We start from the raw sequence: 15,035 nt of genomic DNA on the forward strand, positions 1-15,035 counted from the left end.
TGACGTGAAAAAGAGAGAAGAAGGCATAGGCTGGGCATATCCATATGCCGGGCATCTGCATATGTTCTGCATACGCATATTTACAGCATCTGCATATGTCGCAGCTATACATATGCTAAACATCTGCATATACTTAACCTATGCTCGCGCACGGCGTGCAACCTTTTCCGGGTATGCTCCACATATCCGCCTTAATTCGGGAGAAAACATCATGAGAACCGTATCCATTTTTAAAAACGGCAATAACCGCGCTATCCGCCTGCCCCGCGATCTGGATTTTGACGGAGTGAGTGAACTCGAGATCGTCCGGGAAGGGGACAGCATCATCCTGCGTCCCGTCCGCCCGACCTGGGGCTCGTTCGCCAGCCTGGAAAAAGCCGATCCGGACTTTATGTCGGAACGAGAGGACGTTGTCAGCGATGAAGGACGCTTTGAGTTATGAACAAGATTTATATGCTCGACACCTGTATCTGCTCATTCATCATGCGTGAGCAGCCGGAAGCCGTGCTGAAGCGCCTGGAGCAGGCGGTTCTGCGCAACCACCGCATCGTGGTCTCGGCCATCACTTATGCCGAGATGCGTTTCGGCGCCACCGGCCCGAAAGCCTCACCGCGTCATATTGCGCTGGTTGACGCGTTCTGCGCCCGCCTCGATGCTATCCTGCCCTGGGATCGGGCCGCGGTGGATGCCACCACGGATATTAAAGTCGCTCTGCGCCTCGCCGGCACGCCGATCGGCCCTAACGACACGGCGATTGCCGGGCACGCCATCGCCGCCGGTGCCGTGCTGGTGACGAATAATGTGAGAGAGTTTGAGCGGGTGCCGGGTCTGAAACTGGAAGACTGGGTAAATTAGCTGCTATCTGAATGCTAAGCCGGATGGCCAGCTGCTGCAGGAGTTCATGCAGCAGCTGTGAGATCCGCGACTGGATCTTATTACTGTTCAGAAACGACAGAATCGTCATTATCGGATTCATACCCGCTGCGTAATACACGGATACGAATCTGGAGATATTGCACTTCGCCGTTAGCCAGCCGGGTAGGGGTGGTAATACTAACCAGCTCATTTGCAAATATCAATTCCTTCTCTGGCATTGAATTTACACGCCATATGATGGAACTGCTTTTGAACAATGTATAAAGGTATTCCAGGTCGCTGTTAGCAACAGCAATTCTCCAGAGTAGCAATGAAATTATTGATCTGGATGCGCTGGTTGCCGGGCTGAAATTGGGATAACAGAAAAATATGGGCTACCGGCGTAGAACCCATGATGTGGCATTGCGCTTCGAGGGATCCTCAAGGTTCATATCGGCCACAATGTTAGACACGATATCTCTCCGTCCTTCAACGAAAAATCAACAAAAACCCTAAAGTGTTAATATTTATTAATGTTAAAAATATCGTACAAATAAAGCCAAAAACCATTTTAAATGTGTGATTGATCACATATACTGATAAAAAATCGTGGTTTATGTGAATGAAATTGTGAAGGGAGAGGTTGCGATGAAAAAAAGACCATGCGCCAAGTAAAGAAAATTTAATCAATGACACTGATTTATCTTCACTGTCTACTCTCTTTTCACGTCAGAAAGCGTGACTGCAGATCGCAACGCACAGACCGTGCGATCTGGGCGTTTTTAACGCTACCAACGCGGCGTCGAGCTTGAGTACAGTCTTCAGGAAGAATGTGGCTCTAACATCAAGATTTTCTGCCGCATTAATTCAGGCTTCAGGGCAATTGCGTTTGATCATAAATATAAGTCTCTAAAGTTCAACAAATAATATAGATTTAAAAATAATAACAATGCGCTAATACGGCGCCTTCCGTATCTCTTATCCTACAGGTGAACAATGTTAATAATATAATCATATGGGATGGTTAATATGAGCAGTAATCGTGATAATTTTGATGCAATGATCGGCCGTTTTAAGGGGGAGGGCCCCTATTTACATGATGGTGAAACTACTTTAATTGATGCGGCTTCAGGAACGTTCAACCTGCCCTTTGGATACACACACCCGCGATTGGTTAATAAGTTACAAGAGCAAATAGAACGCTGCGCGCATTTAAGTTCAGCCTATACCAGACCGATGGCTGAAAATATTCTTACGCGATTAAAACCCTATTTGCCAGCCGAAATAAATCGTATTTGGCTGAGGGATGTATCGGGCTCGGGGGCGGTAGAGGGAGCCATCCGCATGGCACAAAAGTATACCGGCCGCTCAGGCGTAATCTCCCTGTTCGCCTCACATCACGGCCAGTCGCTGGCTACGGCAAGCATCTCCGGAAATGCTTTTCGCCTGGAACATTTTGCTAACCATATCGAAGGGTCATTTAAAATCCCGACGCCTGATAGCGTGCTGGCCGACGCGGCCGATGCCAAAAGCGCGAGTGCAGAATTTATTACTAAGCTGGAGGATTCTTTCTGCTACGGCTCGAGTGGGAAAGTGGCATGTCTGATCATGGAGCCCGTACTGGGCAATGGCGGTAATATCGTCCTGCCGGTAACGTTCTATCGCCAGATCCGCAAGTTTTGTACTCAACATGACATTGTCCTGATTGCAGATGAAGTTCAGACCGGATTTGGTCGCACGGGAACATTCTTTGCCAGCACAGGCTACGCCAACGCGCTTCAGCCCGACATAATTGTTTTTGCCAAGGGCGCCGGCGGAATCGGTATTCCGACGGGGGGCATCCTGATGAAAGAGAAGCTCGACGTCCTGGCCGCTTATGAGCACTCTAATACCTCCGGGGCAAACCCGCTGTCGCTGACGGCGCTACATGAAACCATTGCGATCATTGAAGACGAACAGCTGTTAGACAATGTGCAGCGTAACGAAGCCTATCTGCGCAATGCTCTGCTTGATTTGCAGAAAAAGCATACTTTAATCAGCCGCGTGCGGGGATTGGGGTACATGTTTGGTTTTGATACTCCCAGCCCGGAAATCGCCGCCCAGGCGATTGAGCTGGCAGCCAGCCAGGGGTTGATCATTCGGGGATCGCGCTACGGTAAAGGCAGCGCCATTAAGATTCGCCCGCCGCTTGTCTGCGAACGCCGTCATCTTAACGAAATTATTCAAAAACTTGACCTCGCTTTCACCGCATTGGAAAGCGCGGATCGCGCTATACAGGAGACCATTTAATGAAAGCCCTGAAATTTAACGCCGTGTGGGATATTACTCCCGTTGAAGTACCCTCACTTTCATGCATTGATGGTGATGACGTCATCGTCGCGATTGAAGTCTGTGGTATATGCGGTACCGACGTTGGTATCATCACCGGTGACTACCCGGTTGCCGTACCCGGCACCACACTGGGGCACGAATCAACCGGCACAGTCCTGGCGATCGGACCCGATGTCAGCCGTTTCAAACCCGGTGATCGGGTGGTGATCAATCCGACCTACTCCTGCGGTACCTGCCGCATGTGCCAGATTGGCAATATGAACCACTGTGAGCAAAAACACGGCACAGAAGCCGGTGTGTCTTACGATGGTACGTTTGCCGACCAGTATCGCACCAAAGAGAGCGCCTTGCTGGCGCTGGATGAAAACGTCAGCTTTGAGGCGGGCGCACTGACTGAACCTCTGAGCTGTACCCTGACCGGCGTGGATAAATTAAATATCAAGCACAGCGCCCTGCGCGCCGCCGTCATCGGTGCCGGCCCAATGGGGCTGCTATATCTCTGGAGTCTGCACTTGCGCGGCGTCACTGCATTTATGGTGGAAAAAAACCCTCATCGCCTCGCGTTTGCTAGCGGCGTTTTACCCGATGGATGCCGCCTGTACACGGACTTTGCCGAAGCAATGACCTGCGAATATGGCAACGACGCGCTACTGGATCTCTGCGTCGATACTACGGGTTATCTCGCCGAAACCGTTTTTGCCCGACTGGCTCCGGGAGGAAAACTGTTGAATGTTGCGCTGAAAGACGCGACGGCAAACCTGGATGTTTTGAAAATCGCCGATAAAAGCCTCTCGATAATCGGATCGATCGACTCGCTAAATAACAGCTTTGAACGCGCCTATGCGTTAATCCGAGATGGCAAAATTCCGGCTGAGAGGCTGGTCAGCCACCTCTTTGCTTTTGATGACTATCAAAAGGCATTTGCCACCGTCGGATGCGATATCGACGGAAAAACGCCACGATCGATTACCGAACCAGGCTGCAAAGTGATGTTGCGCATTCGTTCCCAGGCAAAGGAGGAACAGGTATGAGCACCCTGAGTGTTATTTTCGATATCGACGGCGTTGTGGTCGACAGCGAACAGCTGCACTTTGACGTCCTCTCCGAACTGCTTCCTGACCACACCTGCGGGGTAACGGCAGAGCAGCTGATCGGTCTTAGTCTGGAAGAGACACTATTGCAGATCGGAATTGATGCCTCACAGCATGGCAATCTGACACGCCGTATTGTCGCGGCATATAAGGTCTTGCTGGAGCCTCGCTATCTGCGACCTGGGATTCTCGAACTCGTTCATGGACTGAGTGTACGAGGTATTCCGTTCGGCTTTGTCTCTACCGCGCCGCGGGATATTTGCCTGGCTAACCTGGCTACACTGGCGCTGCCACAGGAGCCACCGCTGGTTGCTGGCGACGATATCACCCGCACCAAACCCTGGCCCGATCCCTATCTGTCCATGCTGGCGCAGCTTGATGTTATCGCCGCACAGACAATCGTGGTGGAGGATACTGACTTAGGAATTCAGTCCGCTACGGCAGCCGGCATCAGGCAAGTCTATGCCTGGCCACACGCATTGTCCGGTAGCGAGCGCTACCAGCAAGCACACGCCGTAATCCGCACGCTGAACGATATCGCCCCCTTCGGGGCAATGCTGAAGGCATCCGACTAACCCTCATTATTATCCGGCGCACTGAACGCCGGATACCTATCTTTTCAGAGCGCGTAGCTATCATGATGAAAGAACTAATATCCCATTCACTTACACAGGCCATTGGGGCAACGCGAAAGGCTTTTTTTATCGCCGGCTTAACGCTGGCCGCCTGGGCTCCTTTAATTCCGTTGGCCAGAGACCGAATGATGGCAGACAATGGCACGATGGGACTGGTGCTGCTGGCCTTTGGCCTCGGTTCCCTGCTGATGATGCCTTTATCCGGTATTCTGGCAGCGCGTTTTGGCTGCCGCCTGATTTTTACTGTCGCTACGGGATTGGTGCTGGTAACGCTTCCGGCGCTGGTACTCGCTGATACCCCCTTCTCTCTGGCCACATTCCTGTTTATTTTTGGAGCCGGTATCGGTGCCATGGACGTGGTCGTCAACATTCACGCCGTGCAGGTTGAAAAACTGGCTGAACGCCCGATCATGTCCGGATTCCACGCGCTGTTTAGCATCGGCGCTATCGTCGGCTCAAGCATTGTCAGCCTGCTATTAAGCTACGGGCTTACGCCGCTACTCACGGTCAGTCTGCTGATAGCCGGCGTCTTGCTGCTGCTGCTGCGTACTGCCTGCCGCCTGCTTCGGGAGCCGGAATCTGCCGACGCTCCGCTGTTTGTGCTTCCAAAAGGGATCGTTATTCTTCTTGGCTTCCTGTGCTTCATTGCCTACCTTATGGAAGGCGCGATGCTGGACTGGAGCGGTATTCTGCTGACCAGCGAAAATCACCTCGCCGCCCAACATGCGGGGATTGGCTATATTCTCTTTGCCTGCGCTATGACGGCAGGCAGACTGTCCGGAGATCGCTTGATTAAGGTCTTTGGCCGTTTTCGGGTTTTTCTTTTCAGTTCACTGATTGCAACGTTGGGCTATGGCTGCGCTATCGTCGGCGGACACCTGATGATTATGCTGGCTGGTTTTTTCCTGATCGGCTGTGGGTTATCCAACCTGGTCCCAATCCTCTTTACTGCTGCGGGCAGGCAGCAGGTGATGCCCGGCGCGTTGGCCGTTGCAGCGATCTCCAGCATTGGCTACTCCGGTATTTTGCTGGGACCAGCGCTGATTGGGGGCGTGGCTCATCTGTACAGCCTCGTCGACGCGTTCACTCTGGTCACGATACTGTCACTCTGTCTGCCACTGTACAGTCACATTATACGGCAGAGATAGCAGGCTAATCTCTGCCGTATAGTATTATTTTAAAAAGGAAACTACATGCATCTTCAACAGGGCCAGTGGACCAATGAACCGCCTGCATGGTCGCTGGACAGCGGCGTCCTGCAGGTATCCACCGGGCTGAATACCGATTTCTGGCGGGAAACGCACTACGGCTTTATCCGCCACAGCGGCCATTTTTTTGCTTGCGAAGTCGAAGGTGATTTCACCTTTCAGCTGTGCATTGAAGCGCAGTTTGACCAGCTCTACGACCAGGCCGGTTTGATGATTGAACAGAACACCGAGCATTGGTGCAAAGCCGGCATTGAGTACGCTGACGATCGCTGCCTGATGAGCAGCGTATTGACCAATCCGCTGTCAGACTGGGCTACCGGCGTTTTCCACGGTAATCTCCACCGATTCTGGATGCGGGCCACGCTGGAAAACGGAGTGTTGCGGCTACAATATTCCACAGATGGTCAGGAGTGGCCGCTGCTGCGACTCTGTCCTTTTCCCGTCAGCGCGCGCCTGAGGGTCGGCGCGATGTGCTGCACGCCGCAGCGAGCAGGTTTGCAGGTCCGCTTCAGCGAATTTTCTCTCACCGCTCCGCTGGGCAAAGCGTTACACGATCTCAGCTAGCGACACGGTAAGCGCTACCCATGTTCGCCGCTGAGCTACGCCGATTTTTTGCTACCGTTCATGGTTAGGAGATTGGATCGTATCTATTGAGAGCGACTGGCCATAAATTGCACTCAATCTCGTTATTCCGGTACCTAATTTGCCGGTGTTCAATGTCAGGCGGACACCGACCTTCGCGTTTGAGCAGAGCGAGCGCCGGCCATAGGCTGGTGCTTTATCCGGGTTGATAAACCGCGGGATCTGCCACCTCTTCACGTTGTTGAATATTTTGGGGTTCTACGCCGGAACCCCTGATTTTTCCGTTATCCCAGCTTCAGCCCGGCAACCAGTGTATCCAGGTCAATAGCCCTGGATCATCTCCGGGAACAGGGTGAAACCGTGAATGATGAAGATATCGCACGCCTCTTCCCACTTTGCCACGGACATATCAATATACTCGGCCATTATTCCTTCACTCTGGCAGAGCTTGTGACGAAAGGGCATCTGCGGCCATTAAAAGAGGCGTCCGGGGAAGAAAATATTGCTTAACGTGAATTTTCGTTCCACTGAGCGTCAGACCCCTTAATTGTAGCGGCTCGCAATCGGAATCCTTCTGACTCGCAATCAGCGCATATTTCGGCTCACATTAGTTGCAAATGAAAAACACCACCGACTCACATTAAGTGACAATGGGCTCGCATTTATCCTGCCCGGCTCGCAATCCAGCCCAACTGGCCCACAATAACTGAAAATCAAATGTTAACTATATATAATCGTTTTATTATATCCATCACAGGTTTATTGTTGTATGAAATATAACTATGCGAATGTATGGTGCTCATAGCACGTTACAACTAAGAAAGCTAACCAATGGAGATATTAAATGCTTACCATTTCAGAAAAACAATTTATAAACACAACTGGACAGGCTCTGGGGGTAAATCAAAAAAACGATGATATCACTAATAACCTATCCAGTATTCATAAAATGATTAAAAATATATCAAATGTCGTTGAAACAATGACATTTAACAATGGGGCATCTCTAAGTGTTACTGGTAAATACAAAAATTCATATTCAAATGGTCACTTAATTTTAAATCCAAAAGGGATTGATCTAAGGTTTTTACCTGGAAAAATAAAGTCTGTAGATATAAAAACAACTAAAGGCACAGATGATAATTACCGTCACAACATAACATTTAAAAATAAAGAAAGGCCTGTACAGAAGACAACTTTTTTCTCTGATAAAATGATCCAGAATAATGATGTCAAAAATTACCCTATTAACCAGCAACCAGGTAAATTAATGGATATTGACACCACAAAATCCACTGAAGAGCTATGGCGTAGTTTGACCGATGTCCACCATTTTTATCCTATGCTCGAACAGAAAGGAATAAGCAAAATAGACGCATTAAGATCTGTTCCTGAGGATTTAGCATTCCAGGTTAAAAAGGAAAGTGTATCTGAACTTCTTAATCACATATCTTCAAAAAATGAAAAATTCATGATTTTTGTAGGTAACGACTCAGCCATTCAGATTTATACTGGTAAAATTGACAAAATAATACAACCAGGAAAGTATACCAATCTAAATAAAATTATTATTCATGGTACAACAGAAGAAAATGAAAAGGCTGTATGTAAAATATCACCTGACTCTATTGCTCAGGTTTGGGTGGTAAATAAATTTTCTGAGGGGAAGACAGTAACCAGTCTTGAGGTTTTTGATAAAGATGATAATCATATCATTCAGTTCTATGGATGGAGAAAGAGAGGGGAAGAACAAAGTAATGATTGGCAAGGCATTATTAATAAGCTACCAAAAGATAATGGATGATGATGTTGAAAAAAGGATAGTATGCCAAATGTTTTCTTAATTATTGCCGTGTACAGGATAACGGACTATACCTTGCATGGTGTCAGTAGTTAGTTTGGGATATCTGTAAAAATGAATTTGCCTCATTAGAGTAAACCCAAAACAGGCAACCAGTGAGACAGTTTTTCTGTCTCATTTGGGTTGTTTTTGTCTCATTCTGGTGTTACGTTTTCATCATCTAGAGTTAAACGAGACAGTTTTCATTATTATGGCACTTTACGGCTACGCCCGTGTTTCAACCAGCGACCAGGATCTGACTCTGCAGACACAAATTCTCCGCGCTGCCGGTTGTGAAATCATTCGTGCAGAAAAAGCCAGCGGAAACAGCCGGACTGGAAGGAGCGAGTTGCAGCTATTACTGGAGTTCCTGCGCCCCGGAGATACGTTGATGGTGACCCGCGTGGATCGCCTGGCCCGCAGCATTAAGGACCTGCAGGATATCGTGTATGCCCTGAATCAGCAGGGCGTAACGCTCAGGGCAACGGAACAACCCGTGGACACGCGCTCGGCAGCAGGTAAAGCCTTCCTCGATATGCTGGGTGTTTTCGCTGAATTTGAAACCAACCTGCGACGTGAACGCCAGATGGAAGGGATTGCTGCGGCGAAAGCGCGGGGTGTGTACCGGGGAAGGAAACCTTCCATAGATCCTGCTGAGGTCTGGCGTCTGTATACCACGGAGAAGATGGGGGCTACGGCCATCGCCCGTCAGCTCGGGATCGGAAGAGCGTCAGTGTACCGGGCGCTGGAAAATTATGAGCAGCCGGCGTAGCGCTATTCCGGCTGATTCTCTGTTGCAGCTGCGGCAACGTCTCGATCGCCTGCCGCCAAAAAGCCCTGAACGGGCCACCCAGATTGCCGCTGCCGCTCAGTTGTATGGTGTTTCAGTCACGACGGTCTATCGCGCTCTTCGTCTGGTTCTCAGACCACGCACAGCTCACCGCCGCGATCATGGCCAGCCACGGATACTCCCCCCATCTGAACTGGAACATTACTGTGAACTGATTGCCGCGTTAAAACTGCGAACGACGAATAAATCCGGTCGCCATCTGTCAACCGGGCGGGCAATACAGTTGCTGGAAGAGCACGGTGTAGAGACCGCTCAGGGATTGATAAAAAGTCCCAGAGGCTTGCTTAGCAAGCAGACCATTAATCGCTGGCTTTCCCGCTGGCGTCTCGACCAGCCCCGCCTGCTACGGGAGCCTCCTGCGGTGAGGTTTCAGGCTGAAAACAGCAATGACTGCTGGCAGTTTGATATGTCACCGTCCGATCTCAAACATATTGAACGGCCTGACTGGGTTGACCCTGCCCGGGGCGAACCCACGCTGATGTTGTTCAGCGTGGTGGATGATCGGAGCGGTGTCGCTTATCAGGAATACCGGTGTGTGTACGGTGAGGATGCAGAATCAGCGCTGCGTTTTCTCTTTAACGCCATGGCACCAAAAGCCAGGTCTGATTTTCCTTTCCAGGGCCGCCCGAAAATGCTGTACCTCGATAATGGACCGGTGGCCAAAAGCCATGTCTTCCAGAATGTGATGCAGTCCCTGAAAGTTGACTGGATGACGCATACACCGGCAGGCAAGGATGGCACCCGGACGACAGCTCGGTCCAAAGGCAAAGTAGAGCGCCCTTTCAGAACCGTCAAAGAGGCGCATGAAACCCTGTACCATTTCCATAAACCGGAAACGGAGCTGCAGGCCAACGAATGGCTCTGGAACTATCTGAGTCGTTACAATGCGCAGCGTCACCGCAGTGAGAAACACTCCAGACTGGAGGACTGGCTGGTAAATATCCCCCGGGACGGTGTGAGAGATATGTGCAGTTGGGAACAATACTGTCGGTTCGCCAGGGAACCTGAGTCCCGCAAGGTGGGTGTTGATGCGCGGGTAACGATAGACGGCACCGCATGGGAAGTTGAACCGGATATGGCGGGTGAAACCGTCATTCTGTTGTGGGGGTTGTTTGACGAAGAGATGTATGTGGAGTTTACCGGTGAAACATGGGGGCCTTATCATCCGCTGTCGGGGCCTGTGCCGCTGCACCGTTACCGGACGTTCAGGCGTGGCAAAGCGGCTGAACGGGCTGATCGTATTCATGCTCTGGCCAGACAGCTGAACATCCCCATCAGCGCGTTGTCCGGAAGCGATCTCCGCGTGGTCAGTGATGACAGCCAGCAGCGCATTGTAGTGGTTTACTGAATTTGGCCACCTGAACAGAGGTGATATGCTCATCTCAGAACAATACAGGTGCCCCAATGAAAAAAAGAAATTTCAGCGCAGAGTTTAAACGCGAATCCGCTCAACTGGTCCTTGATCAGAACTACACCGTTGCAGCTGCGGCAAGTGCTATGGACGTGGGGCTTTCTACCATGACGCGATGGGTAAAGCAGTAGCGGGATGAACGACAGGGCAAAATACCTAAAGCCTCCCCTATAACCCCGGAACAGATTGAAATACGTGAGCTAAAGAAAAAGCTGCAACGCATTGAAATGGATAACGACATATTAAAAAAGGCTACCGCGCTCTTGATGTCAGACTCCCTGAACAGTTCTCGTTAATCGGGAAACTCAGAGCGCAGTAACCTGTGGTCACACTCTGCCACGTGTTCGGGGTTCATCGCAGTAGCTACAAATACTGGGAAAAAAGCTCCGTAAAACCAGACGGCTGGCGAGCAGTGTTACGCAGTCAGGTTCGGGAGTTGCATAACATCAGCCATGGCTCTGCTGGCGCAAGAAGTATCGCCATTATGGCAACCCTGAGAGGCTTCAGAATGGGGTGCTGGCTTGCTGGCAGGCTAATGAAAGAACTGGGGCTGGTGAGTTGTCAGCAACCTACCCACCGGTATAAACGTGGTGGTCATGAACACATCGCTATCCCGAATCGCCTTGAGCGACAGTTCGCAGTGACAGAACCTAACCAGGTGTGGTGCGGCGATGTGACGTATATCTGGACAGGCAAGCGTTGGGCCTACCTTGCTGTTGTTCTCGATCTGTTCGCAAGAAAACCTGTGGGCTGGGCAATGTCATTCTCGCCGGACAGCAAGCTGACCATCAAATCGCTGGAAATGGCGTGGGAAGCTCGCGGTAAACCAGCCGGAGTGATGTTCCATAGTGACCAGGGTAGCCACTATACAAGCAGGCATTTCCGGCAGTTACTGTGGCGATGCCGGATCAGGCAGAGTATGATTCGACGCGGAAACTGTTGGGACAACAGCCCGATGGAACGTATCTTCAGAAGTCTTAAAACGAGTGGGTGCCAGTGACAGGTTATATAAACTTTAGCGAAGCTGCTCATGCGATCACAGACTATATCGTCGGGTATTACAGCTCGATAAGGCCGCATGACTATAACGGTGGGTTACCCCCAAACGAATCGGAAAACCGATACTGGAAAAAATCTAAAGTGGTGGCCAGTTTTAGTTGACCACTACAGTTGAACTCACAGCAAGAAGCGGACGTATTGCTAATCAACAGGGACCAGGTCACATGGTTATATTTTCTCTTCGGTTGCAACTGTCAATTATAGAACTTCATAAACGCCCCCCTTATTGGTGAATTAGTGGGGTAAGTATAAATTTGAAGTGTTATAATACAAGCCATCTGTTGCCTGAATATCTATAACAAAATGATAAACAAAATTCTAGTAAGTGCCTGCCTGATGGGTTTCAAAATTCGCTATAACGGAAGTGAGAAAGCGCAGGTTAATGCTCAACTGACTCGGTGGCAAAAAGAGGCTCGTCTGGTAATACACTGTCCTGAACTTGCCGCAGGATTACCAACACCACGCCCCCCCGCAGAAATTATTGCTGCTAACGGTAAAGACGTAATGCATGGGGATGCAAGAATATTTGAAAATACAGGTCGTGATGTTACTGAGCATTATCAGCTTGCAGCGTGGCTAGCCTTGCGTACCGCTCAGGAATCTGGTTGTACCGCTGCATTGTTAACTGACGGCAGCCCAACATGTGGCAGTCAGTTCATCTATGACGGCACTTTTAGCGGCCAGCATAAATCAGGTATGGGTGTCGCGGCATCGCTACTCTCTGAGCATGGTATAGCGGTATTTTCAGAGACTCAGTTAGCAGAGCTTGTTAACTGGATTGAGGAAAGAGAAGGCTAAGAATCCAATGAAAGGGCTTGGGGGCCACATGACCGAGACTGCATGTTAATTGAGTAACTATCTCGATGGTTTAATAGATAATGAAAAATGCTCCACCTTACACTACACCTATACTGCATTATCACCGCAAATATTTTTCGATTAAGCAGGTGCTGGAATTCATTTTTTTCGCAAGGTGCCGTAATTTTCAGGAGAAACGACATTTTACTCATGGGAGAATGTGATGAATGAAATAAAACAGCCCCTTCATTGACACTACTCGAGGCGGGGATGACTATTTAATAAAATCGTGTATATAGATGGATCCATCAAATTAGAAATAAAAAACCACTGAGTGAAAATGTCTTTTCACAGAGTCACTAATTGGAAAGTAAATGACTTTTTTAAATCATAGCTTAGGCTTTTTTGTAACACACTTCAAAATTATTTCTTAAAGAAGGTATTTATCAGGCGTTGCGGATAAATACCTTTGCGAAAAATCCCTAGTGTGGCCATGAGCATTTGTCAATCGTTCCTTCTTAAATTTGGAATGCCTAATGCTACGTAAAGGATTGAATATCCTAAACCTGATGGGCATTCAGCGCGAAAATTTTTTGAGGCTATATTATTAAACCTCATAATTTTACTTGCCAGACGGGAAAAATCCTCCCCTACAGGGGCAGTTTGGATATCTAAGATTGTTGTACTTTACTGAGATTTTTTTACCTCTGAGCCGTTGTAGAGCTTAACCCCGTTGACAGGCAACTTTGGGAGAGGAGTGGACATCGGTGACATGTTTTTTGAATAAATCCCAGTGTCGCAGGCGAGAGATTCTTTAAAAAAGGACTCTTACTGAACAACAAATAATTGTATAAACCCGTCTGGATTACGTACGGCAATGAAGAAAGGATGATTCCTAATAAAAAGAAGAATAAAGAAGTACAACGATTTCTCATATCGGAAGGAAAATAAAGATGTTTGTATCTCAACAGGCTACAACCACACAAAAGGTCTGCGCATCTATTGCATGGTTAATGGCATTCTTACTGCTGATAGTCTTGGCTGTATTCTTCTTCGCTACCACTGGTGGAGGTTCAGTGTGGGTTGGTGGGGGTATGAGTAAGGTCTTTGCATTTGGTTCACCCAGATGTGATGGCGGAAAGTAACAGCTGATCGCAATTTTTTAAAAGAGGCGGAGGTGCTCCCGCTTTTTTATTGAGTTCGAAAGAACGAAGCTTTACCGAACTCCCCGAGAAGAACATTGCGCTAATTTGGTAATCAGTTAAAATATTTGATGTCCGCTTCTGTCACACAGGAGACAAACACCTGACGCTGAAGATCTCCTGAGAGCGAGAAGAGGACATTGATTGCCTGCTCAATGAAGGAGCTATTAGCATCAGTGTTGCAACTGAATTAAAACTAAATCTATGCCAATGGTTTTCTATATGTAGGCCAGCCAGCCCTCTGTATATTTCATTAGGATAAATAGAGGGAAGGCTGTGCTCAGGATTAAACTGTCTTCCCGATGTATTGTGGTACAGGCAGAGCAAAGCGTTCTTTCAGGACATGAGCAATATCGTCTTCCGTCAGTTGCCGCTTTTCTACGCCATCTGCGGTAATCGTCTTTAGCATATTACCTAGCAAAATCAGGCGACCCTCGGGGACGTGCTGCACGATCAGTAACTTCTGTACAAAGATGGCATCAGGATGGGTGGAGTTGAGGTAGTTAGCCGGGACGAAATCAATCCACTCCTGGGGTGACAGATCAAAACTGTATTGATTGGCCCATTTGCCCTCAACCTTCGCTTGTAGCAGGTACTCGCTATTAACGTCACGCATAAGTCGGAAAGTGTCGAAATCCTGTTCAATGTTGGTATCTGGCATGTCTATGGCGATCGGTGCGCGAATACCATAGCTGCCGAACCCTAGATCGCAAAGCCACAGGCGGTTATCGACTTCAACAATTAATGCCATATGCGTTTTCGGTCGGCGTGCTGGGTAGAACATCGGACGAGCTGCAACGAAACGGTAGATAATACCTAAAGCGCCCAACGCCATTGCAAATAGCCCATTGACCTCATAGCAGTATCCACCACGACCTCGTTGTAGCAGCTTGTCTGCAATGTCTTCGGGTACTAGGGAGACGACTTTGCCAGCCTGTACATCCAGATTCTCGAAGGGCACCGAAAAGAGTTGATGACGCATGAGTGCGTGCAGCGTGGCGGTATCGGCGGCTGCATGCCCGGTGTAGTTTATACGACGGAAATAAGTCGAAAGGTCGAAGTTGTCGCTATGCATAATGCCTCATTGATTGAGCGGGTTCGGCACTACTATAGAAGGGACGCATCATTGTCTGTATAGTCAGATCTATCGATAATCAGCCTCTACAGTTCGCA

At 49.1% G+C, this 15,035-nt stretch carries 11 protein-coding genes and 3 pseudogenes; 12 read left to right on the forward strand and 2 right to left on the reverse strand.

All coding sequences use genetic code 11. The features are described from left to right. The first annotated feature begins 211 nt into the window (after positions 1 to 211). The 7 genes from vapB to ACSPHG_RS24230 all read left to right on the forward strand — a co-directional run bounded on the left by vapB (position 212) and on the right by ACSPHG_RS24230 (position 6,684). The gene (vapB, locus tag ACSPHG_RS24200) at positions 212 to 442 is read left to right on the forward strand and encodes a type II toxin-antitoxin system VapB family antitoxin (protein ID WP_435956166.1); all 231 of its coding nucleotides are present in this window, start codon (positions 212 to 214) and stop codon (positions 440 to 442) included. Continuing rightward, positions 439 to 855, forward strand: coding sequence for a type II toxin-antitoxin system VapC family toxin (locus tag ACSPHG_RS24205; protein WP_435956167.1), 417 nt, complete (start codon positions 439 to 441; stop codon positions 853 to 855). The genes vapB and ACSPHG_RS24205 overlap by 4 nt, the downstream gene beginning before the upstream one ends. A gap of 1,029 nt (positions 856 to 1,884) precedes the next feature. Beyond that, positions 1,885 to 3,144 carry a class-III pyridoxal-phosphate-dependent aminotransferase gene (locus ACSPHG_RS24210; protein ID WP_435956168.1) on the forward strand — a complete coding sequence of 420 codons (1,260 nt, stop codon included), beginning with the start codon at positions 1,885 to 1,887 and terminating at the stop codon, positions 3,142 to 3,144. Then, on the forward strand, positions 3,144 to 4,217 hold the full coding sequence (locus ACSPHG_RS24215) for a zinc-dependent alcohol dehydrogenase (RefSeq protein ID WP_435956169.1): 1,074 nt from the start codon (positions 3,144 to 3,146) through the stop codon (positions 4,215 to 4,217). Before ACSPHG_RS24210 ends, ACSPHG_RS24215 begins: the two co-directional genes overlap by 1 nt. After that, complete coding sequence (locus tag ACSPHG_RS24220; RefSeq protein ID WP_279052192.1) at positions 4,214 to 4,852, forward strand: HAD family hydrolase; 639 nt, start codon at positions 4,214 to 4,216, stop codon at positions 4,850 to 4,852. Before ACSPHG_RS24215 ends, ACSPHG_RS24220 begins: the two co-directional genes overlap by 4 nt. A 62-nt stretch (positions 4,853 to 4,914) precedes the next feature. Continuing rightward, positions 4,915 to 6,060 (forward strand): MFS transporter, encoded by a 1,146-nt coding sequence (locus ACSPHG_RS24225; protein ID WP_435956170.1) that lies wholly within the window; start codon positions 4,915 to 4,917, stop codon positions 6,058 to 6,060. A 45-nt stretch (positions 6,061 to 6,105) separates the two neighbouring features. Further along, the gene (locus ACSPHG_RS24230) at positions 6,106 to 6,684 is read left to right on the forward strand and encodes a DUF1349 domain-containing protein (protein WP_435956171.1); all 579 of its coding nucleotides are present in this window, start codon (positions 6,106 to 6,108) and stop codon (positions 6,682 to 6,684) included. Positions 6,685 to 6,790: 106 nt separating this feature from the next. Here the strand turns inward: ACSPHG_RS24230 and ACSPHG_RS24235 are convergent. After that, positions 6,791 to 6,954 (reverse strand): annotated as a pseudogene (locus tag ACSPHG_RS24235) (DDE-type integrase/transposase/recombinase); the annotation flags it as partial. A 592-nt stretch (positions 6,955 to 7,546) separates the two neighbouring features. On the opposite strand from ACSPHG_RS24235, the gene ACSPHG_RS24245 reads away from it, so the two are divergent. The 5 genes and pseudogenes from ACSPHG_RS24245 (at position 7,547) to ACSPHG_RS24265 (ending at position 12,660) form a co-directional block, all read left to right on the forward strand. Beyond that, positions 7,547 to 8,506 carry a ChuX/HutX family heme-like substrate-binding protein gene (locus tag ACSPHG_RS24245; RefSeq protein WP_435956172.1) on the forward strand — a complete coding sequence of 320 codons (960 nt, stop codon included), beginning with the start codon at positions 7,547 to 7,549 and terminating at the stop codon, positions 8,504 to 8,506. 247 nt (positions 8,507 to 8,753) lie between these two features. After that, positions 8,754 to 9,314 (forward strand): recombinase family protein, encoded by a 561-nt coding sequence (locus ACSPHG_RS24250; RefSeq protein WP_025380205.1) that lies wholly within the window; start codon positions 8,754 to 8,756, stop codon positions 9,312 to 9,314. Beyond that, positions 9,298 to 10,725 (forward strand): annotated as a pseudogene (locus tag ACSPHG_RS24255) (transposase family protein); the annotation flags it as partial. The gene ACSPHG_RS24250 and the pseudogene ACSPHG_RS24255, both read left to right, overlap by 17 nt. A gap of 71 nt (positions 10,726 to 10,796) precedes the next feature. Continuing rightward, positions 10,797 to 11,964, forward strand: a pseudogene (locus ACSPHG_RS24260) (IS3 family transposase). Positions 11,965 to 12,165: 201 nt separating this feature from the next. Then, positions 12,166 to 12,660, forward strand: coding sequence for a 2-thiouracil desulfurase family protein (locus ACSPHG_RS24265; RefSeq protein WP_435956173.1), 495 nt, complete (start codon positions 12,166 to 12,168; stop codon positions 12,658 to 12,660). Between the two features lie 1,488 nt (positions 12,661 to 14,148). Here the strand turns inward: ACSPHG_RS24265 and ACSPHG_RS24270 are convergent. After that, positions 14,149 to 14,937: an arylamine N-acetyltransferase family protein gene (locus ACSPHG_RS24270; RefSeq protein WP_435956174.1), complete on the reverse strand. Its 789-nt coding sequence runs from the start codon at positions 14,935 to 14,937 to the stop codon at positions 14,149 to 14,151. Positions 14,938 to 15,035 lie beyond the last annotated feature (98 nt).

It is taken from the genome of Dryocola baronae, assembly GCF_051297175.1.
Taxonomy (GTDB): domain Bacteria; phylum Pseudomonadota; class Gammaproteobacteria; order Enterobacterales; family Enterobacteriaceae; genus Dryocola.

Excerpts from the sequence above, each read along its gene's own strand:
- vapB (WP_435956166.1), top strand. The coding sequence starts at position 212 with ATGAGAACCGTATCCATTTTTAAAAACGGCAATAACCGCGCTATCCGC.
- ACSPHG_RS24205 (WP_435956167.1), top strand. The coding sequence starts at position 439 with ATGAACAAGATTTATATGCTCGACACCTGTATCTGCTCATTCATCATG.
- ACSPHG_RS24210 (WP_435956168.1), top strand. The coding sequence starts at position 1,885 with ATGAGCAGTAATCGTGATAATTTTGATGCAATGATCGGCCGTTTTAAG.
- ACSPHG_RS24215 (WP_435956169.1), top strand. The coding sequence starts at position 3,144 with ATGAAAGCCCTGAAATTTAACGCCGTGTGGGATATTACTCCCGTTGAA.
- ACSPHG_RS24220 (WP_279052192.1), top strand. The coding sequence starts at position 4,214 with ATGAGCACCCTGAGTGTTATTTTCGATATCGACGGCGTTGTGGTCGAC.
- ACSPHG_RS24225 (WP_435956170.1), top strand. The coding sequence starts at position 4,915 with ATGATGAAAGAACTAATATCCCATTCACTTACACAGGCCATTGGGGCA.
- ACSPHG_RS24230 (WP_435956171.1), top strand. The coding sequence starts at position 6,106 with ATGCATCTTCAACAGGGCCAGTGGACCAATGAACCGCCTGCATGGTCG.
- ACSPHG_RS24245 (WP_435956172.1), top strand. The coding sequence starts at position 7,547 with ATGCTTACCATTTCAGAAAAACAATTTATAAACACAACTGGACAGGCT.
- ACSPHG_RS24250 (WP_025380205.1), top strand. The coding sequence starts at position 8,754 with ATGGCACTTTACGGCTACGCCCGTGTTTCAACCAGCGACCAGGATCTG.
- ACSPHG_RS24265 (WP_435956173.1), top strand. The coding sequence starts at position 12,166 with ATGATAAACAAAATTCTAGTAAGTGCCTGCCTGATGGGTTTCAAAATT.
- ACSPHG_RS24270 (WP_435956174.1), bottom strand. The coding sequence starts at position 14,937 with ATGCATAGCGACAACTTCGACCTTTCGACTTATTTCCGTCGTATAAAC.